Source organism: Streptomyces sp. NBC_01171 (genome assembly GCF_045039805.1).
Taxonomy (GTDB): domain Bacteria; phylum Actinomycetota; class Actinomycetes; order Streptomycetales; family Streptomycetaceae; genus Streptomyces.
The window spans coordinates 1972144-1994649 of the sequence record NZ_CP108609.1 but is presented as its reverse complement, the minus strand read 5'-3'; the positions used below and the strand labels follow the sequence as shown (position 1 = coordinate 1994649).

The 22506-nt window shown below is 73.1% G+C and carries 23 protein-coding genes; 17 read left to right on the top strand and 6 right to left on the bottom strand.

The window, feature by feature from the left end:
* Window positions 1-29: 29 nt before the first annotated feature.
* A complete protein-coding gene (locus tag OG448_RS09050) occupies window positions 30-1199 on the top strand; it encodes a cysteine desulfurase family protein (RefSeq protein WP_405552622.1) in 1170 nt (389 codons plus the stop codon).
* On the opposite strand, the gene OG448_RS09045 is transcribed toward OG448_RS09050, so the two are convergent.
* The gene (locus OG448_RS09045; protein ID WP_405552620.1) at window positions 1196-1855 is read right to left on the bottom strand and encodes an N-acetylmuramoyl-L-alanine amidase; all 660 of its coding nucleotides are present in this window, start codon (window positions 1853-1855) and stop codon (window positions 1196-1198) included. The two genes, OG448_RS09050 and OG448_RS09045, sit on opposite strands and share 4 nt — an antisense overlap.
* 96 nt (window positions 1856-1951) lie before the next feature.
* Here OG448_RS09045 and mnmA point away from each other — a divergent pair, with 96 nt between their 5' ends.
* Entirely contained in the window at window positions 1952-3076 is a 1125-nt protein-coding gene (mnmA, locus tag OG448_RS09040) for a tRNA 2-thiouridine(34) synthase MnmA (protein ID WP_405552618.1), read from the top strand.
* A gap of 19 nt (window positions 3077-3095) precedes the next feature.
* Here mnmA and OG448_RS09035 read toward each other — a convergent pair whose 3' ends face one another.
* Together OG448_RS09035 and OG448_RS09030 are read right to left on the bottom strand one after the other, a co-directional pair.
* Complete coding sequence (locus OG448_RS09035; RefSeq protein ID WP_405558734.1) at window positions 3096-3878, bottom strand: alpha/beta fold hydrolase; 783 nt, start codon at window positions 3876-3878, stop codon at window positions 3096-3098.
* Between the two features lie 64 nt (window positions 3879-3942).
* Window positions 3943-4266, bottom strand: a complete 324-nt coding sequence (locus OG448_RS09030) for a DUF427 domain-containing protein (RefSeq protein ID WP_399566228.1) — start codon at window positions 4264-4266, stop codon at window positions 3943-3945.
* Window positions 4267-4317: 51 nt separating this feature from the next.
* Between OG448_RS09030 and OG448_RS09025 the strand changes: the two genes are divergently transcribed.
* The 5 genes from OG448_RS09025 (at window position 4318) to OG448_RS09005 (ending at window position 11296) form a co-directional block, all read left to right on the top strand.
* Window positions 4318-4857 carry a TIGR00730 family Rossman fold protein gene (locus OG448_RS09025; protein ID WP_405552616.1) on the top strand — a complete coding sequence of 180 codons (540 nt, stop codon included), beginning with the start codon at window positions 4318-4320 and terminating at the stop codon, window positions 4855-4857.
* 16 nt (window positions 4858-4873) lie between these two features.
* Window positions 4874-5563: an SDR family oxidoreductase gene (locus OG448_RS09020; RefSeq protein ID WP_405552614.1), complete on the top strand. Its 690-nt coding sequence runs from the start codon at window positions 4874-4876 to the stop codon at window positions 5561-5563.
* A gap of 34 nt (window positions 5564-5597) precedes the next feature.
* Window positions 5598-6605 carry a methionine synthase gene (locus tag OG448_RS09015; protein ID WP_405552612.1) on the top strand — a complete coding sequence of 336 codons (1008 nt, stop codon included), beginning with the start codon at window positions 5598-5600 and terminating at the stop codon, window positions 6603-6605.
* 15 nt (window positions 6606-6620) lie between these two features.
* On the top strand, window positions 6621-8816 hold the full coding sequence (gene ligA / locus OG448_RS09010; protein ID WP_405552610.1) for an NAD-dependent DNA ligase LigA: 2196 nt from the start codon (window positions 6621-6623) through the stop codon (window positions 8814-8816).
* 260 nt (window positions 8817-9076) lie between these two features.
* Window positions 9077-11296 carry a putative bifunctional diguanylate cyclase/phosphodiesterase gene (locus tag OG448_RS09005; protein ID WP_405552608.1) on the top strand — a complete coding sequence of 740 codons (2220 nt, stop codon included), beginning with the start codon at window positions 9077-9079 and terminating at the stop codon, window positions 11294-11296.
* A 62-nt stretch (window positions 11297-11358) separates the two neighbouring features.
* Here the strand turns inward: OG448_RS09005 and OG448_RS09000 are convergent, their stop codons facing one another.
* On the bottom strand, window positions 11359-12297 hold the full coding sequence (locus OG448_RS09000; protein ID WP_405552606.1) for a GlxA family transcriptional regulator: 939 nt from the start codon (window positions 12295-12297) through the stop codon (window positions 11359-11361).
* Between the two features lie 197 nt (window positions 12298-12494).
* On the opposite strand from OG448_RS09000, the gene OG448_RS08995 reads away from it, so the two are divergent.
* From OG448_RS08995 to OG448_RS08955, 9 genes are all read left to right on the top strand, one after another.
* The gene (locus OG448_RS08995) at window positions 12495-13184 is read left to right on the top strand and encodes a DJ-1/PfpI family protein (protein WP_405552604.1); all 690 of its coding nucleotides are present in this window, start codon (window positions 12495-12497) and stop codon (window positions 13182-13184) included.
* A gap of 1 nt (window position 13185) precedes the next feature.
* Entirely contained in the window at window positions 13186-13638 is a 453-nt protein-coding gene (locus OG448_RS08990) for a hypothetical protein (protein WP_405552602.1), read from the top strand.
* A gap of 115 nt (window positions 13639-13753) precedes the next feature.
* Complete coding sequence (gene gatC / locus OG448_RS08985) at window positions 13754-14050, top strand: Asp-tRNA(Asn)/Glu-tRNA(Gln) amidotransferase subunit GatC (RefSeq protein WP_018544665.1); 297 nt, start codon at window positions 13754-13756, stop codon at window positions 14048-14050.
* A 6-nt stretch (window positions 14051-14056) separates the two neighbouring features.
* Window positions 14057-15550, top strand: a complete 1494-nt coding sequence (gatA, locus tag OG448_RS08980) for an Asp-tRNA(Asn)/Glu-tRNA(Gln) amidotransferase subunit GatA (protein ID WP_405552600.1) — start codon at window positions 14057-14059, stop codon at window positions 15548-15550.
* A complete protein-coding gene (locus OG448_RS08975) occupies window positions 15547-15786 on the top strand; it encodes a hypothetical protein (RefSeq protein WP_086696013.1) in 240 nt (79 codons plus the stop codon). The genes gatA and OG448_RS08975 overlap by 4 nt, the downstream gene beginning before the upstream one ends.
* Window positions 15787-15802: 16 nt before the next feature.
* Entirely contained in the window at window positions 15803-17317 is a 1515-nt protein-coding gene (gatB, locus tag OG448_RS08970; protein ID WP_405552598.1) for an Asp-tRNA(Asn)/Glu-tRNA(Gln) amidotransferase subunit GatB, read from the top strand.
* A 104-nt stretch (window positions 17318-17421) separates the two neighbouring features.
* Window positions 17422-17766, top strand: coding sequence for a hypothetical protein (locus tag OG448_RS08965; RefSeq protein ID WP_405552596.1), 345 nt, complete (start codon window positions 17422-17424; stop codon window positions 17764-17766).
* Window positions 17767-17816: 50 nt separating this feature from the next.
* Window positions 17817-18392, top strand: a complete 576-nt coding sequence (locus OG448_RS08960; RefSeq protein ID WP_405552594.1) for a GNAT family N-acetyltransferase — start codon at window positions 17817-17819, stop codon at window positions 18390-18392.
* A 35-nt stretch (window positions 18393-18427) separates the two neighbouring features.
* Complete coding sequence (locus OG448_RS08955; protein WP_391300367.1) at window positions 18428-18970, top strand: hypothetical protein; 543 nt, start codon at window positions 18428-18430, stop codon at window positions 18968-18970.
* A 34-nt stretch (window positions 18971-19004) separates the two neighbouring features.
* Here the strand turns inward: OG448_RS08955 and OG448_RS08950 are convergent, their stop codons facing one another.
* A complete protein-coding gene (locus OG448_RS08950; RefSeq protein WP_405558732.1) occupies window positions 19005-20135 on the bottom strand; it encodes a PQQ-dependent sugar dehydrogenase in 1131 nt (376 codons plus the stop codon).
* A gap of 91 nt (window positions 20136-20226) precedes the next feature.
* Complete coding sequence (locus OG448_RS08945) at window positions 20227-21225, bottom strand: aldo/keto reductase (protein WP_405552592.1); 999 nt, start codon at window positions 21223-21225, stop codon at window positions 20227-20229.
* Window positions 21226-21299: 74 nt separating this feature from the next.
* Here OG448_RS08945 and OG448_RS08940 point away from each other — a divergent pair, with 74 nt between their 5' ends.
* Window positions 21300-22244, top strand: coding sequence for a 2-hydroxyacid dehydrogenase (locus tag OG448_RS08940; RefSeq protein WP_405552590.1), 945 nt, complete (start codon window positions 21300-21302; stop codon window positions 22242-22244).
* Window positions 22245-22506: the final 262 nt, after the last annotated feature.

Genomic DNA, 22506 nt, shown 5'->3' with positions numbered 1-22506 from the left:
GGCTCCGCGCCCGTAGAATCGGCGTCACCATGGCTTACCTCGACCACGCGGCCACCACGCCGATGCTTCCCGAGGCGGCGCGGGAGCTGACCGACCGGCTCGGCGTCACCGGCAACGCGTCCTCCCTGCACGCCTCCGGCCGCCGGGCCCGCCGCACCGTCGAGGAGTCCCGCGAAACCCTCGCCGAGGCCCTCGGCGCCCGCCCCAGCGAGGTGGTCTTCACCTCCGGCGGCACCGAGGCCGACAACCTCGCCGTCAAGGGCCTGTACTGGTCCCGCCGCGCCGCCGACCCGAACCGGGTCCGGGTGCTGGCCAGCCCCGTCGAGCACCACGCCGTGCTGGACGCCGTGCACTGGCTGGGCGAGCACGAGGGCGCCACCGTCGAGTACCTCCCCGTCGACGCGCACGGCCGCGTTCACCCCGAGGTGCTGCGCGAGGCCATCGCCCGCAACCCCGACGACGTCGCGCTGGCCACCGTGATGTGGGCCAACAACGAGATCGGCACCCTGATGCCGGCCCGTGAACTCAGCGACGTGGCCGCCGAGTTCGGGGTGCCGCTGCACGCCGACGCGGTGCAGGCGTTCGGCCAGGTGCCGCTCGACTTCGCCACCTCCGGGCTCGCCGCGATGACCGTCTCCGGCCACAAGATCGGCGGCCCCTACGGCATCGGCGCCCTGCTGCTCGGCCGCGAGTACAGCCCGGTGCCGGTGCTGCACGGCGGCGGCCAGGAGCGCCATGTCCGCTCCGGCACGCTGGACGTGCCCGCCATCGCCTCCTTCGCGGTCGCCGGACGCCTCGCCGCCGAACGGCAGGAGTGGTTCGCCCGCGAGATCGGCACCCTCCGCGACCGCCTGGTGCAGGCCGTACGGACCGCCGTCCCGGACGCCCTGCTCGGCGGCGACCCGGCACCCGGCGGCCGGCTGCCCGCCAACGCGCACTTCACCTTCCCCGGCTGCGAGGGCGACTCCCTGCTCCTGCTGCTGGACGCCCAGGGCATCGAGTGCTCCACCGGCTCCGCCTGCACCGCGGGCGTCGCCCAGCCCAGCCACGTCCTGCTCGCCACCGGCACCGACCCCGACCTGGCGCGCGGCACCCTGCGCTTCTCACTGGGCCACACCTCGACCCAGGACGACGTCGACGCCGTCGCCAAGACCATCGGCCCCGCCGTGGAGCGCGCCCGCGCGGCCGGGCTGGTCTAGGCCGGGGTCTTTTCGAGCGTCGTGCGCGCTTTCCGCGCCAGGCGTATGTAGCGGTCCCAGTCCCAGTGCGGGCCGGGGTCCGTGTGGTCCGTGCCCGGCACCTGGACGTGCCCGATGACGTGCTCCCGGTCCACCGGCATGCCGTACCGCGCGCATATGGCGGCCGTCAGGCGGGCCGAGGCGGCGTACATCGCGTCCGTGAAGGACGCCGGGTCGTCCACGAAGCCGACGTGCTCGATGCCGACACTGCGCTCGTTGAAGGACCGGTTGCCCGCGTGGAAGGCCACGTCCAGCTCCCGGATGAGCTGGGTGACGCGGCCGTCCGCGCGCACGATGTAGTGCGCCGCCGCCTGGTGCGCCGGGTCCTGGAACACCTTCACCGCCGACGCGTACCCGCCCTGGGTGACATGGACGACCACCCGGTCCACCGGGTAGTCGTCCGGGCGGTCCGCGTGCCGGTAGTTGGCGGGGGAGGCCGCCACCCAGCGCGCGCCCGCGAAGTCCACCGCGCCCGGCACCCGCTGCCGCTCCACCCCCGGCAGCCGCCAGTACAGCCGCGCCAGCTCCTCGTGCGCCAGCGCGGCCGCCCCCGCGGCGGCCACCCCACCGCCGATGAGCAGCGCGCGCCGGCCCAGCCTGCGATCCCCGTCGTCCATCTCCACCCCGTACGCCCCGATTCCGCCGAACCCCTCCTGATCACCAACGCACACCCGGCGTCCCCGGTTCCCGCCGCCCCGTACCCTGGAAGGGCTATGACTGAGACCTCGCCGCGCCCCCTCCGCGTCCTCGCCGCCATGTCCGGTGGCGTGGACTCCGCCGTCGCCGCCGCGCGTGCCGCGGAAGCCGGTCACGACGTGACCGGTGTCCACCTCGCGCTCTCCGCGAATCCGCAATCGTTCCGGACCGGCGCACGGGGCTGCTGCACCATCGAGGACTCCCGCGACGCCCGCCGCGCAGCCGACGTCATCGGCATCCCGTTCTACGTCTGGGACCTCGCCGACCGCTTCCGCGAGGACGTGGTCGAGGACTTCGTCGCCGAGTACGAGGCCGGCCGCACCCCCAACCCCTGTCTGCGCTGCAACGAGAAGATCAAGTTCGCCGCGCTGCTGGACAAGGCGCTCGCGCTCGGCTTCGACGCGGTCTGCACCGGCCACTACGCCAAGGTGCTCGTGGACGAGGACGGCAACCGCGAGCTGCACCGCGCCTCCGACATGGCCAAGGACCAGTCCTACGTGCTCGGCGTGCTGGACGACCGCCAGCTCGCGCACGCCCTGTTCCCGCTCGGGGACACCGTCACCACCAAGGACGAGATCCGCGCCGAGGCGGAGCGCCGGGGCCTGGCCGTGGCCAAGAAGCCCGACTCGCACGACATCTGCTTCATCGCCGACGGCGACACCCAGGGCTTCCTCGCCGACCGGCTCGGCAAGGCCGAGGGCGACATCGTGGACGAGGACGGCAACCGCCTCGGCACCCACGAGGGCGCCTACGGCTACACCATCGGCCAGCGCAAGGGCCTGCGCCTGGGCACCCCCGCCCCCGACGGCAAGCCGCGCTACGTCCTGGACATCTCCCCGGTCACCAACACCGTCACCGTCGGCCCGGCCGCCGCCCTCGACGTCACCGCGCTCACCGCGATCAAGCCCCGCTGGTGCGGCACCGCCCCCGAGGGCCCTGGCACCTACACCGCCCAGCTCCGCGCCCACGGCGGCGAGACCGAGGTCGACGCCGAGCTGGTCGACGGCGAACTGCGCGTCACCTTCACCGAGCCCGTCCGGGGCGTCGCCCCCGGCCAGGCGATCGTGCTGTACGACGGCACGCGCGTGGTCGGCTCGGCGACCATCGCCACCACCACGCGGGCCACGGCTGCCGCGCTCTGATCCCGGTACACGGCCGGGCTCAGCCTGTTACGAAGTCGGCCAGCACCGGTGCGAGGAACGCCGGCTCGACCGCGTGGGTCTGCCCCTCCAGCACCGCGTACGCGCCGTCCGGTACCGCCTCCGCGACCGCCCGGGCGCCCGCGCGCAGCCACTGCGGGCTCAGGCTGCCCGCCAGCGACAGCACCGGCACCGGGACGCGGGCCAGCATCTCCGCCGGGAGCAGCCCGTCGCCCATCAGGGCCGCGTCGTAGGCGAGGCTCGGCGCGAGCTGCTCCAGGCCGGGCCACATGGGGGACTGGCGGGCCCGCTGGATCATCTCCTCGCCCAGCCCGGTCAGTCGCAGGAACAGCTCCGCCGCCCCGCTCCGGTCGCCCGCCGCCAGCGCCACGTCCAGGGCCGCCGCGTACGCCACCTGCCGCTCCGGGCCCTCCGGCAGGAAGTCGTTGAACGGCACCTCGTACACCGCCGCCCGGGCCACCGGCAGGCCGCTGGCAGCCGCCAGCAGCACCAGCGCGCCGCCCGACGACAGCCCGAAGAGCGCCGCCTCGCCGCCCACCGCCGCCATGAGCGCCGCCAGGTCCTCCACCTCGCGCTCGACCGCGTACGGCGCCGTGTCCCCGCTCGCGCCCCGGCCCCGGCGGTCGTAGACGACGGCCCGGCAGCGGTCCGCGAGCGCCGCCGCCAGCGGGGAGAGCGTGAGCCCGGTGGACATCGCGCCGCTCACCAGGATCACCGTGGGCCCCTCACCGGTCACGCGGTACGCGAGCGAGGTCCCGTCGACGGAAGTCGTCTTCTTGTCCATGCCCGTGGAGACTGCCGTACGGGTGCCGGAGTCGCCGGTCACGACACGGCGGCGCGCCGCGAGCTCATGCCACTTCGGGGGCGTAGAAGCAGTAGTGGTCCTTGATCCGGGCCACCTCCGGCTTCGGGTCCGGGTACGCCCACACCAGGTCGGGCGCGTCCGGCAGCGACCAGTAGGACGCCGTGCCCTTGAAGGGGCAGTCGGTGTGGGTGTCCGACGGGGTCAGCAGATCGAGCCGGACGTCCTCGGCGGGGAGGTAGTACCGGGGCGGACAGCCCGTCTCGTGCAGGACGAGGGGGCGGTCGGTCTCCGCGAGCACCTGGCCGTCGTGTACGACGCGCACATGCTGCTCGCCCTCTTCGATGGTGATCGTGTGTCCGTGTGCCATACCCGGACAGCACGGGCGGGGCCGCCGATGTTCCCGCGTACCGTGGGCGGCATGAATATCTGCGTCTTCCTCTCCGCCGCCGACCTCGACGAGCGTTACACGCGCCCCGCGCGGGAGTTCGGGGAACTGATCGGCAAGGGCGGCCACACGCTCGTCTGGGGCGGCTCGGACTCCGGCCTGATGAAGGTCGTCGCGGACGGCGTGCAGGAGGCCGGAGGCAGGCTCGTGGGCGTCTCGGTGGAGTTCCTGTCGGCGGTCGCCCGGCCCGGCGCCGACGAGATGGTGGTCGCGGCCGACCTCGCCGAGCGCAAGCGGCTGCTGCTGGAGAAGGCCGACGCCGTGGTCATCATGGTCGGCGGCACCGGCACCCTGGACGAGGCCACCGAGATCCTGGAGCTGAAGAAGCACGGCCGCACCACCAAGCCCGTGGTGCTGCTCAACACCGCCGGCTTCTACGACGGCCTGGAGCAGCAGTTCCGCCGCATGGAGGCCGAGGGCTTCCTGCCCCGCCCGCTGTCGGAGCTGATGTACTTCGCCGACGGGCCGGCCGCCGCCCTGGCCCACCTGGAGGAGTCCCTCGCCGCGGGCTGATGCGACCATGGCGGGCATGGCTACTCATGTGATCACCGGCGCCGGTTCCGGCATCGGCGCCGCCGTCGCCCGCCGTCTGCACGCGCGCGGGGACGACCTCGTGCTGCACGCGCGCGACGCGGCCCGCGCCAAGGAGCTGGCAGCCGAGTTCCCCGGCGCCGCGACCCTGGTGGGCGACCTCGCGGACCCCGACAAGCTGTCCTGGGCCTTCTCCCACCAGTCGCTGCCGGACCGCGTGGACTCGCTGCTGCACATCGCCGGGGTCGTCGACCTCGGTGACGTCGGGGACCTCACCCCCAAGTCCTGGCGCCATCAGCTCAACGTCAACCTGATCGCGCCCGCCGAGCTGACCCGGCACTTCCTGCCCCAGCTCCGTGCCGCCCGCGGCCAGGTGCTCTTCGTCAACTCCGGCGCCGGACTCAACGCCCACGCCGGCTGGTCCGCGTACGCCGCCTCCAAGCACGGGCTGAAGGCCCTCGCGGACTCGCTGCGCCAGGAGGAGCACGGCAACGGCGTCCGGGTCAGCTCCGTCTACCCTGGCCGCACCGCCAGCCCCATGCAGGCCAAGGTGCACCAGCAGGAGGGCAAGGAGTACGACCCCGCGCGGTTCATCGACCCCGAGTCGGTCGCGGACACCGTGCTGCTCGCCCTGGACCTGCCGAGGGACGCCGAGATCAACGACCTGACCGTGCGCCCCGGCCGCTGACGCGCCCGCCCGCCGTACGGCATACCCTGCCGGGGTGAGTGAGAACACCCAGGTCACCTTCCCCGCGGCCACCGGCGTCGGCTCGATGCCCGGCGAGGACGCGCGCGAGACCGCCAAGACCGTCACCGGCAGCCTGGAGGACTTCCCGTACCTCGCCGAGCTGCCCGCGCGCGGCCCCGGCGCCGACATGATCGGCCGCACCGCCGGGATGCTCGTCGAGCTGTACGCGCGCGTGGAGCCCAGCGGCTGGCGGCTGTCCGACCGGCCAGGACGCGACACCCGGCGCGCACACGCGTGGCTGCGCCAGGACCTCGACGCCCTGGAGGAGTTCACCCAGGGCTACGAGGGCGACGTCAAGGTGCAGGCGGTCGGCCCCTGGACGCTCGCCGCCGCGCTGGAACTGCGCAACGGCGAGGCGGTGCTGTCCGACCCCGGCGCCTGCCGCGACCTCACCGCCTCGCTCGCCGAGGGCCTGCGCGTGCACCTGGCCGACGTCCGCCGCCGCATCCCCGGCGCCCGCGTGGTGCTCCAGCTCGACGAGCCCTCCCTCACCGCCGTGCTGCGCGGGCAGATCCGCACCGCCAGCGGCTACCGCACCCACCGGGCCGTGGACCGGCAGGTCGTGGAGTCCGGGCTGCGCGAGGTGCTCGGCGCGAGCGGCCCCGGCCCCACCGTCGTCCACTCCTGCGCCCCCGACGTGCCGTTCGCGCTACTGCGCCGCGCGGGTACCGACGCCGTCTCCTTCGACTTCGACCTGCTCACCGAGCGTGACGACGACGTGATCGGGGAAGCCGTCGAGGGCGGTACCCGGCTGTTCGCCGGTGTCGTGCCGGGGACGGACGGGGCATTGTCAGACCCTGCCGGTAGCGTCATGGGTGTCAGGACGCTGTGGCGCAGGCTGGGGCTGCGGCCGGGGCTGCTCGCGGAGGCGGTCACGGTCACGCCCACGTGCGGTCTCGCGGGTGCTTCCCCCGCCTACGCCCGCCAGGCGCTCGCCCACTGCGTCCGGGCGGCGAGATCCCTCGCGGACAACCCTGAGTAACGGGAGGACACTACGGTGGCCGGCGACAAGCAAGCGGCGACGACGGCGGTGCCCGCCGAGGCGCGCGAGAGGCACGGGCGGCTCGCGGAGCAGGTCGAGGAGCACCGCTTCCGGTACTACGTGAAGGACGCTCCCGTCATCAGCGACGCGGAGTTCGACAAGCTCCTGAAGTCCCTGGAGGCGCTGGAGGAGGAGTTCCCGGAGCTGCGCACCCCGGACTCGCCCACCCAGAAGGTCGCCGGGTCCTACGAGACCGAGTTCACCGCGGTCGCGCACCGCGAGCGGATGCTGTCCCTGGACAACACCTTCAACGACGAGGAACTCGCCGCCTGGGCCGACCGCGTCGCCCGCGAACTCGGCGACCAGACCTACCACTTCCTGTGCGAGCTGAAGGTCGACGGACTCGCCGTCAACCTCACCTACGAGCACGGCCGCCTCACCCGCGCCGCCACCCGGGGCGACGGCCGCACCGGTGAGGACATCACGCCCAACGTCCGCACCATCACCGACATCCCCGACCGCCTGCGGGGCGACAAGGTGCCCGACCTCGTGGAGATCCGCGGCGAGGTCTACTTCCCGATGGACAAGTTCCTGGAGCTGAACGAGCGGCTGGTCGCCGCCGGGGAGAAGCCCTTCGCCAACCCCCGCAACGCGGCCGCCGGTTCGCTCCGCCAGAAGGACCCCCGCGTCACCGCGAGCCGCCCGCTGCACATGGTCGTCCACGGCATCGGCGCCCACGAGGGCTTCAGCGGCCTGACCCGGCTGTCCGAGGCGTACGACCTGCTCGGCTCCTGGGGCCTGCCCACCTCCCCGCACAACCGCGTGGTCGACGGCCTCGACGGCGTACGGGAGTTCATCGCGTACTACGGCGAGCACCGGCACTCCGTGGACCACGAGATCGACGGTGTCGTGGTCAAGCTCGACGAGATCCGCCTCCAGGGCCGGCTCGGTTCCACCGCGCGCGCCCCGCGCTGGGCCATCGCGTACAAGTACGCGCCGGAGGAGGTCAACACCAAGCTGATCGACATCAAGGTGGGCGTCGGCCGCACCGGCCGCGTCACCCCGTACGCCCAGGTGGAGCCGGTCACGGTCGCGGGCAGCGAGGTCGAGTTCGCCACCCTGCACAACCAGGGGGTCGTCAAGGCCAAGGGCGTGCTCATCGGGGACACCGTGGTGCTGCGCAAGGCCGGTGACGTCATCCCGGAGATCCTCGGGCCCGTCGCCGACCTGCGGGACGGCAGCGAGCGGGAGTTCGTGATGCCGAGCGAGTGCCCCGAGTGCGGCACCCCGCTCCGGCCCATGAAGCAGGGCGACATCGACCTCCGCTGCCCCAACGCCCGTGCCTGTCCGGCGCAGTTGCGAGAGCGGGTCGCCTACCTCGCGGGGCGCGAGTGCCTGGACATCGAGCACTTCGGCGGGGTCGCCGCGGCCGCGCTCACCCGGCCGCTGGAGCCCGCCGACCCGCCGCTGGTGGACGAGGGCGACCTGTTCGACCTCACGGTGGAGAAGCTGCTGCCCATCAAGGCTCATGTGCTGGACCCCGACAGCGGCCTGCCCAAGCGCGACCCGAAGACCGGCGAGGAGAAGGTCGTCACCGTCTTCGCCAACCAGAAGGGCGAGCCGAAGAAGAACACCCTCTCCCTGCTGGAGCACATCGAGGCGGCCAAGCAGCGCCCGCTCGCCCGGTTCATCAACGGCCTCTCCATCCGGCACGTCGGCCCCGTCGCCGCCCAGGCGCTCGCCCGCGAGTTCCGGTCGATCGACCGCATCGAAGCGGCCACGGAGGAGGAGCTGGCCGCGACCGACGGCGTGGGCCCGATCATCGCGGCCGCGCTCAAGGAGTGGTTCGCCGAGGACTGGCACCGCGAGATCGTGCGCAAGTGGAAGGCGGCCGGCGTGCCGCTGGAGGAGGAGGCCGGCGGCGAGGACGAGGGCCCGCGCCCGCTGGAGGGGATGACCGTCGTCGTCACCGGCACGCTGGAGAACTTCACCCGTGACGGCGCCAAGGACGCGCTCCAGAGCCGGGGCGCGAAGGTGACCGGTTCCGTCTCCAAGAAGACCTCCTTCGTGGTCGTCGGCGACAACCCCGGCTCCAAGTACGACAAGGCGATGCAGCTCAAGGTGCCGGTGCTGGACGAGGACGGGTTCGCCGTCCTGCTGGAGCGCGGACCCGAGGCGGCGGCCGAAGTCGCGCTTCCGACCGGGGAGTAGCGGTTGAAGGCCACCCGTACGGCGCATATCAGATGCATACGGGTGGCCCGTACGCATTCGGGCGACCGTCCACGACCGCTGCCCTAGGAAGCCCTCCGCGGCCTACTGTTGAGGGGTGCGCCCGCCGTGCCCAGCCGCGGCCGGTGCATCCTCGTGCCCGACAGCCGGCACGGGGAAGGGCTTTCCACCGCCGAGCCGCTGAGGGTCCTCGGGGCCAGGGTCGCGTGGCGTGGGCACCGCCGGCTGTGAGAGGGACGGGAATGGAACCGACCGAGAGCGCCGCCCCCGGCTCGCGGCTGCGCCTGCGCCGCCGTGCGGCCGCATGGCGGGGGAACCGGTGGACCGGGCACGGCAAGGGCCACGCGGGGCCGAACTCCGGCGCCGACGGCGTCGATCCGCGCGTGGCGGTGGTCCTGGCCGCCGACCTGGCCCCGCCCCCGGACGGCCAACGGCGCGCGCGGATACCCACGTTGCCCGCCGCACTCGCCGGGGCGGCCGCGCTCGCCCTCGGCGCCGGGCTCTACGGCGCCTTCAGCGGCGGCCACGCGCTCTTCCCCGCCGGTACGGCCGGGTGGGCGCTGGCGCTGCTCACCGGCCTCGTCGTCGGCCATCTCGTCATGCTGGGCCGGGCCCGCTGGAGCGGCGGCACCGCCTCCGGCGCAGCCCTCACCCTCGCCACCCTGCTGCTGTACGGCTGGGTCCCGGCCGGACTGGTCAGCCTCACCGTCGTCGTGCTGGTCGGCATCGCCCGGCGCAACTGCCGCCGCGAGGGCCTGCTGCACGGCGCGGTGGACATCCTCGCCATCGGCGCCGGCGCCCTGGTGCTCGGCGCCTTCGGCCGGGTCGGCAGCGTGGAGGAGCCCTGGCGGCCCGGCAGTTGGGGACTGGGCACCGTCCCCGAGGTGGTGCTCGCCGCAGGCGCGTATCTCGTGGTCAGCCGGGGGTTGCTCTGGTACCTGCACGCCCCGCGTGGGGGCGGAGTGCCCACCATCGCCCGGACCGCGCTGGTCCGGCAGGGGCTCGTCGCCGTCGCGCTGCTCGGCATCGCGCCGCTGGTGTGCGTGGTCGCGGACGCCCGGCCGGTGCTGCTGCCGCTGTTCGTCATCCCGCTGATCGCGCTGGACTCCACGCTGTGGATGGCGCGGGCCCGCGCGGAGGAGCAGTTGCGCGACCCGCTGACCGGGCTGCCCAACCGGCAGTGGCTGCTGGAGCGCATCTGGACCGCGCTGGACGACGCCGAACGCATCGGCGCCCGCTCGGCGTTGATGGTGATAGACCTCGACCGCTTCCGGTCGGTCAACGACACCCTGGGCCATCTCGCCGGTGACCGGCTGCTGTTGCAGATCGCGGACCGGCTCCAGAACGCCCTGCCGGACGGAGCGGAGGCCGCGCGCCTCGGCGGTGACGAGTTCGCCGTCTTACTGCCGGTGGCCGACTCGACCACGTCGGCCACACGGGTCGCACGCGGGCTGGTCACCGCGCTCGGCTCGCCCCTCGACCTCGACGGACTCACGCTCGTGCTGGAGGCCAGCGCGGGCGTCGCCGTCTTCCCCGACCACGCGCTGGACGCCGAGGGCATGCTGCGCCGCGCGGACGTGGCGATGTACCAGGCCAAGCGGGACCGCTCCGGCGTGGAGGCGTACGAGTCCAAGCGGGACTCCAACACCCCCGACCGGCTCGCCCTCCTCGGCGATCTGCGCCGGGCGCTGGACGCGCACGAGGTCCAGTTGCACTACCAGCCCAAGGTCCGCTTCGACGGCCAGGTGGCCGGCCTGGAGGCCCTGGTGCGCTGGGTGCACCCGGAGCGGGGCAAGGTCCCGCCGGACGAGTTCATAGCGATAGCCGAGTCCTCCGGGCTGATGCCGCACCTCACCGAGTACGTGCTGGAGACCGCCCTCGCGCAGGTCGCCCGCTGGCGCGAGCAGGGTCTCCGGGTGCCGGTCGCGGTGAACGTCTCCCCGCGTGACGTGCACACCCCCGGCTTCGCCGGTTCCGTCGCCGCCCGGCTGGCCCGGCACGGGGTCCCGGCGGGGGCGCTGCAACTGGAGATCACCGAGCACGTGCTGCTGGAGGACCCGCAGCGGGCCGCCGACACCCTGGCCGCGCTCGCCGGACACGGCGTGAAGATGTCCCTGGACGACTTCGGCACCGGTTACTCCTCCCTGGTCCACCTGCGGCGGCTGCCGGTCAGCGAACTGAAGATCGACCGCTCCTTCGTGGCCCGGCTGGCGGTGGACGCCGAGGACGCGGCGATCGTCCGCTGCACGGTCGACCTCGCGCACTCCCTGGGCCTGGTGGTCGTCGCCGAGGGCGTCGAGGACGACGAGACCTGGGAACACCTGCGCGACCTGCGCTGCGACGCCGTACAGGGGTGGCTGGTGGCCGCCGCGATGCCCCCCGAGGAGACCACGGCCTGGCTGAAGGCACGCGGCTCCCGCGGCTGGCAGCGGCCCCGCGCGGCGCTGCCCGCGGGGGAGTGAGCCCCGGTCGGCACAGCGGTAACGTTTCACCCTCCGCCCCGGTACCGGGCCCCGCTCCGGGGTCAGGTGAAGGAGCGGCGGTACGCGTGGGGGCTGACCCCGGTGGTGCGCTTGAAGCGGTCGCGGAAGGCCGTGGGTGAGCCGAATCCGACCTGGGCGCCGATGCGTTCCACGGACTGCCGGGTGGTCTCCAGCAGATGCTGGGCCTGGCGGACACGGGCGCGGTGGAGCCACTGCAACGGCGTGCTGCCGGTCTCTTCGCGGAAGCGGCGGATCAGGGTGCGCGTGCTGGTTCCGGCGTGGGCGGCGATGTCCGCGAGCGTGAGGTCGGAGCCCAGATTGTCCCGCAGCCAGTCGAGCAGGGGCTCGAACGCGGAGCCGTGCGGCGTGGGCGCGTGGTCGTGGACGATGAACTGCGCCTGACCGCCCTCGCGTTCCAGGGGCATGACGGAGAGCCGGGCGGCGTCGGCGGCGACGGCCGAGCCGTAGTCGCGGCGGATCATGTGCAGACACAGGTCCAGGCCCGCGGCGGCGCCGGCCGAGGTCAGGATCTGGCCGTTGTCGACGTACAGCACGTCCGGGTCCACCTCGATGGCCGGGTGGGCGTCGGCCAGCAGACCCGCCGCGGCCCAGTGGGTGGTGGCCCGCAGCCCGTCCAGGAGCCCGGCGGCGGCCAGGACGAAGGTGCCCGAACAGATGGAGGCGATACGGGTGCCGTTCCCGGCGGCTGCCCGCAGCGCGTCGTGGACGGCGGGCGCGAGCGGGGCGGCGGGGTCGGCGGTACCGGGCACGACGACCGTGTCCGCGCCCGCGAGTCCCTCGAGCCCCCAGGGCGCGCGCAGGGCGAACGCGCCCGCGTCGGTCTCCGGATACTCCGCGCACACCCGGATGCGGTAGCCGGGGCGTCCGTCCGGCAGACGGGTGCGGGTGAAGACCTCGATCGGGGTGGACAGGTCGAACGGGATCACCTGGTCCAGGGCGAGGACGGCGACGGTGTGCATGGCACGAACATACCCGCCCACAGGATTCCGTGCGTCGGGAAATTCTGGCTTTCTCCCAGCTCAGAGGCTCTTTGAGCGAGTTGGCGCTATCCCGTCGAAGAGTGTCACTAACGCCACTCGCCCGGGGGCCGGGCGGCTGGTTGGCTCGGAGCGAACCCGGCGCGGACCGGACCCCACCCATCCGAAGGACCCCCTCCATGCACGCCCAGATCGTCCTGTTCGACGGCTTCGATCCGCTCGATGTGATCGCCCCCTACGAGGTGCTCCACGCCGGTGGCCTCGCCTGCGACGGCGGGGTGAGCGTCGAGCTGGTCTCCGCCGAGGGGCCCCGCGAGGTGGTCAGCGGCACCGGCGGCCTGACCCTGCGGGCCACGGCCCCGCTCGACCCCGCGCGGGCGGGGCTGGTCCTCGTCCCCGGCGCCTCGGGCCGGGTGGGCGAGCCCGGCCGGACCCCGGCCCAGGACCCCGGTGCCGGGGAGTGGCGGCAGGACGAGCTGATCCCGGTACTCCTGGGCCGCACGCTGACCACCGGGCTGCCCGCGCTGCTCGCGGCGGCGATGGAGAACCCACGGGTGACGGTCGGCGCGGTGTGCGGCGGCACGCTCGTGCTGGCCATGGCCGGTCTGCTGAAGGGCCGCCACGCCACCACGAATCACCTGGGCCTGGACCTGCTCGACGCCGCCGGCGTCCACGCGGTGCGCGCCCGCGTCGTCGACGACGGCGACCTCGTCACCGGCGCCGGCGTCACCTCCGGCCTCGACCTCGCCCTCCACCTCCTGGAACGCGAGAAGGGCCCCCGCATCGCGCACGCCGTCGAGGAGCTGTTCGCCCACGAACGCCGGGGCACCGTCTGGCGCCACCGGGGCACGGCTCCCGTGAGCGTCTGACATGACGAAACTGCTTCTCTCCATCCATGTACTGGCCGCCGTGCTGGCGATCGGGCCGGTCGCCGTCGCCGCGAGCATCTTCCCGAGGGCGCTGCGCGGCGCCCACCGCGATCCCGGTGACCGGGAGGCTCTCGCGGGCCCCAGGATGCTGCACCGCATCTGCCGGGTCTACGCGGCGGTCGGCGTGGCCGTCCCCGTGTTCGGGTTCGCCACGGCGCGCGCCATGGGCGTGCTCGGCAGCGGGTGGCTGATCACCTCGATCGTCCTGACCGTGGCGGCGGCCGCGGTGCTGGGCCTGCTGATCCTGCCCGCCCAGGAAGCCGCGCTGGACGCCGCCCCCGGGGCGGCGGACCCCGGCGCCCGCCTGGCCATGCTCACCGGCGTCTTCAACCTGCTGTGGGCGGCGGTCACCGTCCTGATGATCGTCCGCCCCGGCTCCACCACCGGGGCCTGAGCCGTCTCCGGGCGCGGGTACGGACGGCTGCGCAGCGAAACCGTTTACCGGGCAGCGGTCCCGGCCCCATAGGATTGGGCCCAAACCACACTCACTCACCCCAGAGGATCGCTGCATGCCTGGCATCACGCGCGAGGAGGTCGCCCACCTCGCCCGGCTGGCGCGTCTGGAGCTGAAGCCCGAAGAGCTCGACCACTTCGCCGGCCAGCTCGACGACATCATCGGCGCGGTCGCCCGCGTCAGCGAGGTCGCCGACCAAGACGTACCCCCGACCTCGCACCCGCTCCCGCTGACGAACGTCATGCGGGCGGACGAGGTCCGTCCCTCGCTCACCCCCGCGCAGGCGCTCTCCGGCGCCCCCGCCCAGGAGCAGCAGCGTTTCAAGGTGCCGCAGATCCTGGGGGAGGACTAAGAAGTCATGACCGACATCATCAAGCTCACGGCCGCCGAGACCGCCGAGAAGATCGCCTCCGGCGAGCTGACGGCCGTCGAGGTCGCCGAGGCACATCTGGCGCGCATCGAAGCCGTCGACGAGAAGGTGCACGCCTTCCTGCACGTCGACCGCGAGGGCGCCCTCGCCCAGGCGCGCGCGGTGGACGCCAAGCGCGCCCGCGGCGAGAAGCTCGGCCCGCTGGCCGGCGTCCCGCTCGCGCTCAAGGACATCTTCACCACCGAGGGCGTGCCGACCACGGTCGGCTCGAAGATCCTCGAGGGCTGGATCCCGCCGTACGACGCGACGCTCACCAAGCGGCTGAAGGCCGCCGACGTCGTCATCCTCGGCAAGACCAACATGGACGAGTTCGCCATGGGGTCCTCCACCGAGAGCAGCGCCTACGGCCCGACCGGCAACCCCTGGGACCTCACCAAGATCCCCGGCGGCTCCGGAGGCGGCTCCGCCGCCGCGCTCGCCGCCTACGAGGCCCCGCTCGCCATCGGCACCGACACCGGCGGCTCCATCCGCCAGCCGGCCGCCGTCACCGGCACCGTGGGCGTCAAGCCGACCTACGGCTCGGTCTCCCGCTACGGCATGGTCGCCTTCTCCTCCTCCCTGGACCAGGGCGGCCCCTGTGCCCGCACGGTGCTGGACACGGCCCTGCTGCACGAGGTCATCGCGGGCCACGATCCGCTGGACTCCACCTCCATCGACGCCCCCGTACCGCCGGTCGTCGAGGCCGCGCGCAACGGCTCGGTGGCGGGCATGCGGGTCGGCGTCGTCAAGCAGTTCCGCGGCGAGGGCTACCAGGCCGGTGTCCTCCAGCGCTTCGACGAGTCCGTCGAGCTGCTGAAGGAGCTGGGCGCCGAGATCGTCGAGCTGGACTGCCCGTCCTTCGACCTCGCGCTGTCGGCGTACTACCTGATCGCGCCGTCCGAGTGCTCGTCCAACCTCGCCCGCTTCGACGGCCTGCGCTACGGCCGCCGCGTCGGCGACGACGGCACCCACTCGGCCGAGGAGGTCACCTCCCTCACCCGTGAGGCCGGCTTCGGCGCCGAGGTCAAGCGCCGCATCATGCTCGGCACGTACGCCCTCTCCAGCGGCTACTACGACGCCTACTACGGCTCCGCGCAGAAGGTTCGCACCCTCATCACGCAGGAGTTCGAGAAGGCGTTCGAGAAGGTCGACGTGATCGTCTCCCCGACGACACCGACCACCGCCTTCCCGATCGGCGAGCGCGCCGACGACCCGATGGCGATGTACCTCGCGGACCTGTGCACCATCCCGACGAACCTCGCGGGCAACGCGGCCATGTCGCTGCCGTGCGGTCTCGCCCCGGAGGACAACCTCCCCGTCGGCCTCCAGATCATCGCCCCGGCGCTGAAGGACGACAGGCTGTACAAGGTCGGCGCCGCCGTCGAGGCCGCCTTCGTGGAAAAGTGGGGTCACCCGTTGATCGAGGAGGCACCGTCGCTGTGAGCGCACTGAACAAGGCCAAGGGCTTCAAGCAGTCGAGGTCCGGCACGTACCTGTCCATGGCCGGCACCGCGTTCAGCGCGGTCGGTGTGGCCAAGCAGATCAAGAAGGCCCGGTCGGAGCAGGACACGCTGCGCCTGATCGACGCCGCCGTGTCCGCCGTCGCCATCGTCACCGGCCTCGCCATCCTCTACCGCGAGCTGAAGCGGCTGGGCGACGACGACGTCCTGCTGGGCTGAGAGGGAAGTTTTCACCGTGACCACCACGACCGACCTGGTGTCGTACGAGGACGCGCTGTCGTCGTACGACCCCGTCATGGGCCTCGAGGTCCATGTCGAACTCGGCACCAACACCAAGATGTTCTGCGGCTGTTCGACCGAACTGGGTGCCGAGCCCAACTCGCAGACCTGCCCGGTCTGCCTCGGCCTGCCCGGCGCGCTCCCGGTCGTCAACGCGACCGGCGTCGAGTCCGCCATCAAGATCGGCCTCGCGCTGAACTGCTCGATCGCCGAGTGGTGCCGCTTCGCCCGGAAGAACTACTTCTATCCGGACATGCCGAAGAACTTCCAGACCTCCCAGTACGACGAGCCGATCGCCTTCGACGGTTACCTCGACGTGCAGTTGGAGGACGGCGAGACCTTCCGCGTGGAGATCGAGCGGGCCCACATGGAGGAGGACACCGGCAAGTCGACGCACGTCGGCGGCGCCACCGGCCGTATCCACGGCGCGTCCCACTCCCTGCTGGACTACAACCGCGCGGGCATCCCGCTCATCGAGATCGTCACCAAGCCCATCGAGGGCGCGGGCGAGCGGGCCCCCGAGGTCGCGCGCGCCTACGTCCGCGAGCTGCGCGAGGTCATCCGGGCCCTCGGTGTCTCCGAGGCGCGGATGGAGATGGGCCAGATGCGCTGCGACGTGAACCTGTCGCTGCGCCCGCACGGCCGGGAGAAGTTCGGCACGCGCTCCGAGACGAAGAACGTCAACTCGCTGCGCTCGGTCGAGCGTGCCGCCCGCTTCGAGATCATGCGCCACGCGGCCGTGCTCGACGGCGGCGGCACGATCATCCAGGAGACCCGCCACTTCCACGAGGACACCGGGTCCACGACCTCGGGCCGCGTGAAGGAGGAGGCCGAGGACTACCGGTACTTCCCGGAGCCCGACCTCGTCCCGGTGGCGCCCTCGCGCGAGTGGGTCGAGAAGATCCGCGCCGCGCTGCCCGAGCTGCCGCTGGCCCGCCGTACCCGTCTGCTGGCGGAGTGGGGCATCTCGGCCACCGACATGCAGTCGATCACCAACGCCGGTGCGCTGGACCTGATCGTCGCCACCATCGACGCCGGCGCCGACGCGGCCTCCGCCCGCAAGTGGTGGATGGGCGAGCTGGCGCGCAGCGCCAACGAGTCGGGCACGTCGCTGGACGAGCTGGCGATCACGCCGGTGCAGGTCGCGCGGGTCACCGAGCTGGTGAACTCCGGCGACCTGAACGACAAGCTGGCCCGCCAGGTCATCGAGGGCGTCCTCGCCGGTGAGGGCACGCCGGACGAGGTCGTCGAGAAGCGCGGTCTGAAGGTCGTCTCCGACGAGGGTGCGCTGACCACCGCCGTCGACGAGGCCATCGCCGGCAACCCGGCCATCGCGGACAAGATCCGCGGCGGCAAGGTGGCGGCGGCCGGCGCGCTGGTCGGTGCGGTCATGAAGGCCACCCGTGGCCAGGCCGACGCCGCCCGCGTCAAGGAGCTGATCCTGGACCGGCTGGGCGTGAGCGAGGGCTGAGTCCCGCGCTGAACGTGGCCCCGGAGGGAAGTCCTCCGGGGCCACGTTCGATTTCCGGGGGCCGCGACGAGGCACCCGAGGTGGAGGCGCTACGCTCGCCCGCCATGAGTGGACGTACCGATTCCGTCGCCGGACCCGCCGAGGCCGAGGAGGCGGAACGGGCGGAGCCCGTCATACGGCACGAAGAGGACGCCGAGTTCTACGACGAGGCCCGCCGCGCTCGCTGGCTCGCCACCGGCACCGGCGCCCTCCTCACTCTCGCCGGTGTCGCCGCCGCCCTGCTCCGTCTCGTCGGTCCCGCCCCCGCCCTGGTCCCCGCCGCGTACGCCACCGGCGCCGCCGTCTGCGCGGCCGCCGCCGTCCTCGGCGCCCGTGGCCGCACCCGCCGCGCCCTCTGGCTGCTGATAGCCGGGACGATGATCATGGCCCTCGGTGACCAGTTCGACTGAGCCCGTGAAAGGCTCGGCCGGCCGGGCACTGCGGAAGGAACCACAGCACGATGTACGCGACACCACTGGGCGTGGACGGCGCCGAACTGCGCCCGATGGAGGTCTGGCACGCGCCGGAGTTCTTCGCCAACATCGACGGCCACCGCGAGTTCATCGGACGCCACGTCGGCCTGCCGGACGTGGTGCCCGACCTGGACGGCGCCCGCGCCTTCCTGAAGCGGTACGCCGACAAGCGCGCCACCGACACCGGCAGCCTGCACGGCATCTGGCTGGACGGCACCCTGGTCGGCGGCCTGATGTTCCGGCTGTGGGACAACGAGACCGGGGTCGCCGAGGCGGGCTGCTGGCTCGTCCCCGGAGCGAGCGGGCGCGGGCTCGTCACGCGGGGCATGGAAATCCTGCTGGACTGGGCCTTCGGCGAGCGCGGCATGCACCGCGTCGAGTGGCACGCGGCCTCCGCCAACCGGCCCAGCGTCAATGTGGCCCGGCGCCTGGGCATGAGCCGCGAGGGCGTGCTCCGCGAGAACTACCCGCACCGGGGCGTACGCACCGACACCGAGGTCTGGGCGGTCCTGGCCCCCGAGTGGCGCGCGGCCCGCGAAGCCGCAGCGCACAGCGGGCGTTAAGACGCCTCTCAGACTCCGTCCGTACGGTGCCGGGCATGGCTACGAAGACAGCGGAAGGCGCCGGGACCGAGACCGGCGCACAGCACGACGAGACGGTGGCGGAGACCGCCGTGACCGAGGAAGCCCAGGCACCCGAGCAGCGGGAGACCGGCGAGGAGACGGCCGCCGCCGAGCCGCGCCGCGCGTCCGGGGTCGGCCAGGGCGCCGGTGCCGTGGTGTCCGCCGCGCTCGGCCTGGTCTCGCTCAATGGCGGCTGGGTCGGCACCGTCGCCTCGGCCCGCGCCCAGCTCATGGGCCAGCTCAAGACCTCCTCCCAGGCGAACGTCGCCCAGCAGATCAAGGCGGTCTACGGCGACGCCTGGCACGCCACCGCCCTGTGGGCCGGCCTCTTCGCGGTGGCCGCGCTCGTCGTGGGCGTGGCCGTGCTCGCCCGGCCCGCGTTCGGCGCGCCGGGCCGGCCGCAGGCCCCGTGGATCAAGTCGGTCGCGTGGGGCGGTGTCGCGCTCGGCGTCGTCGGCCTGCTGCTGGCCGCGCTGAAGTACTCCGACGCGCTGCTCGGCCTGCCCTCGGTGGGCTGACCGCACGGGCGGGGGCGGTGCCGCACCGCCCCCGTCAGCGGACCCGCAGCTCCAGCAGCCGGTCGTCGCCCTTCGTGGGGTCACCGCGGCCGTCGGTGTTGCTGGTCAGCAGCCACAGCCGGCCCTGCCCGGCCGGGGCCACCGTGCGCAGCCGGCCGTACTCGCCGTCCAGGAACGGCTGCGGCGGGGCCGACGCCGAGGTCGAGCGCAGCGGGATGCGCCACAGGCGCTCGCCCCGGAGCCCGGCCATCCAGATCACGCCGTCCACGTAGGCGATACCGCTCGGGGACGCGTCGTCGGTGTGCCACTGGGCCAGGGGGTTCTGGAAGCGCGCGTCGGTGCCCTTGCCCTCGGTGCCGGGCCAGCCGTAGTCGCCGCCGGGCTTGATCGCGTTCAGCTCGTCCCAGGTGTCCTGCCCGAACTCCGAGGCGAACAGCCGCTGTCGGGCATTCCAGGCCAGACCCTGCACATTGCGGTGGCCGTAGGAGTACACCGGGGAGCGGCCGAAGGGGTTGCCCGGCGCGGGCTCGCCCTCCGGGGTGATCCGGAGGATCTTGCCGCCCAGGGACTTCTTGTCGGGGGCCAGCCCGCTGCTGCCGCTCTCGCCGGTGCCGACGTACAGCATGCCGTCCGGGCCGAAGGCGATCCGGCCGCCGTTGTGGATGTGACCCTTGGGGATGCCCTTGAACACCGTGTCCGGGGCGCCCAGTTGATCACCGGGCGCCCGCTTCTCGTCGTACCGGACACGGACGACGCGGTTGTCGGAGGCGGAGGTGAAGTAGGCGTAGACCATGTGGTCCGAGGCGAAGCCGGGGGAGAGGGCGATGCCCAGGAGGCCGCCCTCACCGGCGGGCTCGACCCCGGAGACGCGGCCCGTCACCGTCTTCTTGCCGGTCTTGGCGTCGATCCGGGTGAGGGTGGCGTCGTCGCGGGAGGAGACCAGCAGGTTCCCGTCGGGCAGCGGGGCCAGCCCCCACGGGCTCTTCAGGCCCTCGGCCACCGTGCGCAGCGCCTTCGCCGAGCCCCTGGCGGGCGGCGCGGTCTCGGAGGGGGACTGGGCGCTCGCCGTCACGGTGCCCCCGGAGGGTGATCCCCGCCCGTCACCCCCGTCCGAGGAGCAGCCCGCGGCCAGCAGCAGCGTGGTCGCGGCGAGTAGGGCGGGCACGGTTCGGCTTCGCACGGTCAAGGTCCCTTCGAAGGGGTCGCACCGACACTGCTACCCCACCGGACGGACGCGCACCGTGCGCGTCCCCGGTTCAGTCCCACGATCCCAGCGCGGCGGGCAGCGCGGCCACCTCAGCGAGGTCCTCGGGGGTCAGCCGCAGCGCGGCCGCCGCCGCGTTCTCCCGCGCCCAGCGCTCCCGTTTCGTGCCGGGCAGCGCGATGACCTGCGGCCCCTGCGCCAGCACCCACGCCAGCGCCACCTGTGCCGGGGTGACGTCCTCGCCGTGCCGCCGCGCGATACGCCGGAGTCCGGCCACGACGGGCTGGTTGGCCGCCATCATCTCGGCCGTGAAACGGGGGTGGCGGGCGCGCAGGTCGTCCGGTTCGAAGCCCTCGCCGGGGGTGAGCGTCCCGGTGAGGAAACCATTCCCCAGGGGCATCGCCGCGAGGAAGCCGATGCCCCGCTCCGCGCACCAGGGCAGCAGCGTGGTCAGCGCCTCCGGCGACCACACCGACAGCTCCGCCTGCACCGCGCTCACCGGGAACACCTGCTGCACCCGCCGCAACTGGCGCAGCGTGCCGTCGTACAGCCCGGACCCCGGGCGGCGTCCGCCGCGCGCGCCGACCGCGCACAGGCCCAGCGCCCGGACCTTCCCGGCCCCCACCAGGTCCGCCATCGCGCCCCAGGTCTCCTCGACCGGGACCTCCGGGTCGGCGCGGTGCAGTTGGTACAGGTCGATGACATCGGTCTGCAGGCGGCGCAGCGAGGCGTCGCAGGCCCGCTTCACATAGCCGGGGCGCCCGTTGGCCACGATGTGCTGATCACCCACCAGCAGCCCGGCCTTGGTCGACACGAAGGCGTCCGCGCGCCGCTCCTTCAGCACCCGGCCCAGCAGCAGCTCATTGGTGAACGGGCCGTACATGTCGGCCGTGTCCAGCAAGTCCGAACCGAGGTCCAGCGCCCGGTGCACGGCCCTGAGCGACTCCTCGCCCCGCTGCCGTGACCCGCTGTACGCCCAGCTCATCGGCATGCACCCGAGCCCCACGGCCCCCACCGAGAGCGCCCCCGTGCCGATCGTCCTGCGCTCCACCTGCCGCGAACCTCCCTCGCCGAGACCACCAACCTAACCGTTGCGCCCCGGCTGCCTGAACTAGCCTCCTGACCATGACCCAAGACGTCTGGCTGCCGATCCCGCCCGAGGAGATCAAGGGCCTCCCCGCGGGCCCGAACTACCTGTTCTGGGACGGCGAGCAGGAGGAGTTCCCCGGTGATCCGGCGGAGTGCGCGGTGTACGTGGTGCCGTACATGCGGCGCGAGCCGGTGAAGGTGCGCCCGTTGAAGGCGATGACCGGCCTGCGAGTGATCCAGACGCTCACCGCGGGCGTGGACGACATCACCGCGAACCTCTCCCTGATCGTCCCCGGCGTCCAGCTCTGCAACGCCCGCGGAGTCCACGACACCAGCACCGCCGAGCTGGCCCTCACCCTCACGCTGGCCTCGCTGCGCGGGATTCCGGGGTTCGTGCGGGCGCAGGACGAGGGGCGCTGGCAAGGGGAGTTCCGGCCCGCCCTGGCCGACCGGAACGTGCTCATCCTCGGCTACGGCGCCATCGGTTCGGCCATCGAGGACCGGCTCGCGCCCTTCGAGGTGGAGCGCGTGACCCGGGTGGCGCGCTCCGGGCGCACCACCGTGCGCGGGGTCGTGCATCCGCTCACCGAACTTCCTCAACTGCTCCCGGACGCGGATGTGGTGATCGTCGCGACGCCCCTCACCGACGAGACGCGGGGCCTGGTGGACGCCGCCTTCCTCGCCCGCATGAAGGACGGCGCCCTGCTGGTGAACATCGCGCGCGGTCCCGTGGTCGACACCGATGCCCTGCTCAGCGAGCTGGAGAGCGGGCGCCTCACCGCCGCGCTGGACGTGACCGACCCCGAACCGCTGCCGCCGGGCCACCCGTTGTGGCGGGCGCCGGGCGTGCTGATCACCCCGCATGTGGGCGGCCCGAGTTCGGCGTTCCGGCCGCGCGCCGAGCGGCTTCTGGTGGACCAGTTGACCCGGTTCGTGAACCATGAGCCACTGCGCCACGTGGTCCTCACCACCGGGGCGTGAGCCGCTCGTCGGCACCCTCCGCGACCCTCCGGGCGCGGTGTGTGCCCGCATAGTCGCTGGTCGTCACGGAGAGTAGAGAAGCTATGTCCCTGAGTGACGATCCTGGTGTATCGTCCCGACAGGGGTGCGCCGCCGACCTATCGGCGCCGGGGACGAACATTTCAGCTCTGTGAGGGGGGCGACGGGCGATGCACGGCCTATGGACGAACGATCCGACGCGGCGGAGCCGCCGACGGCGACCCTGGCGCACGACCGCGCGCAG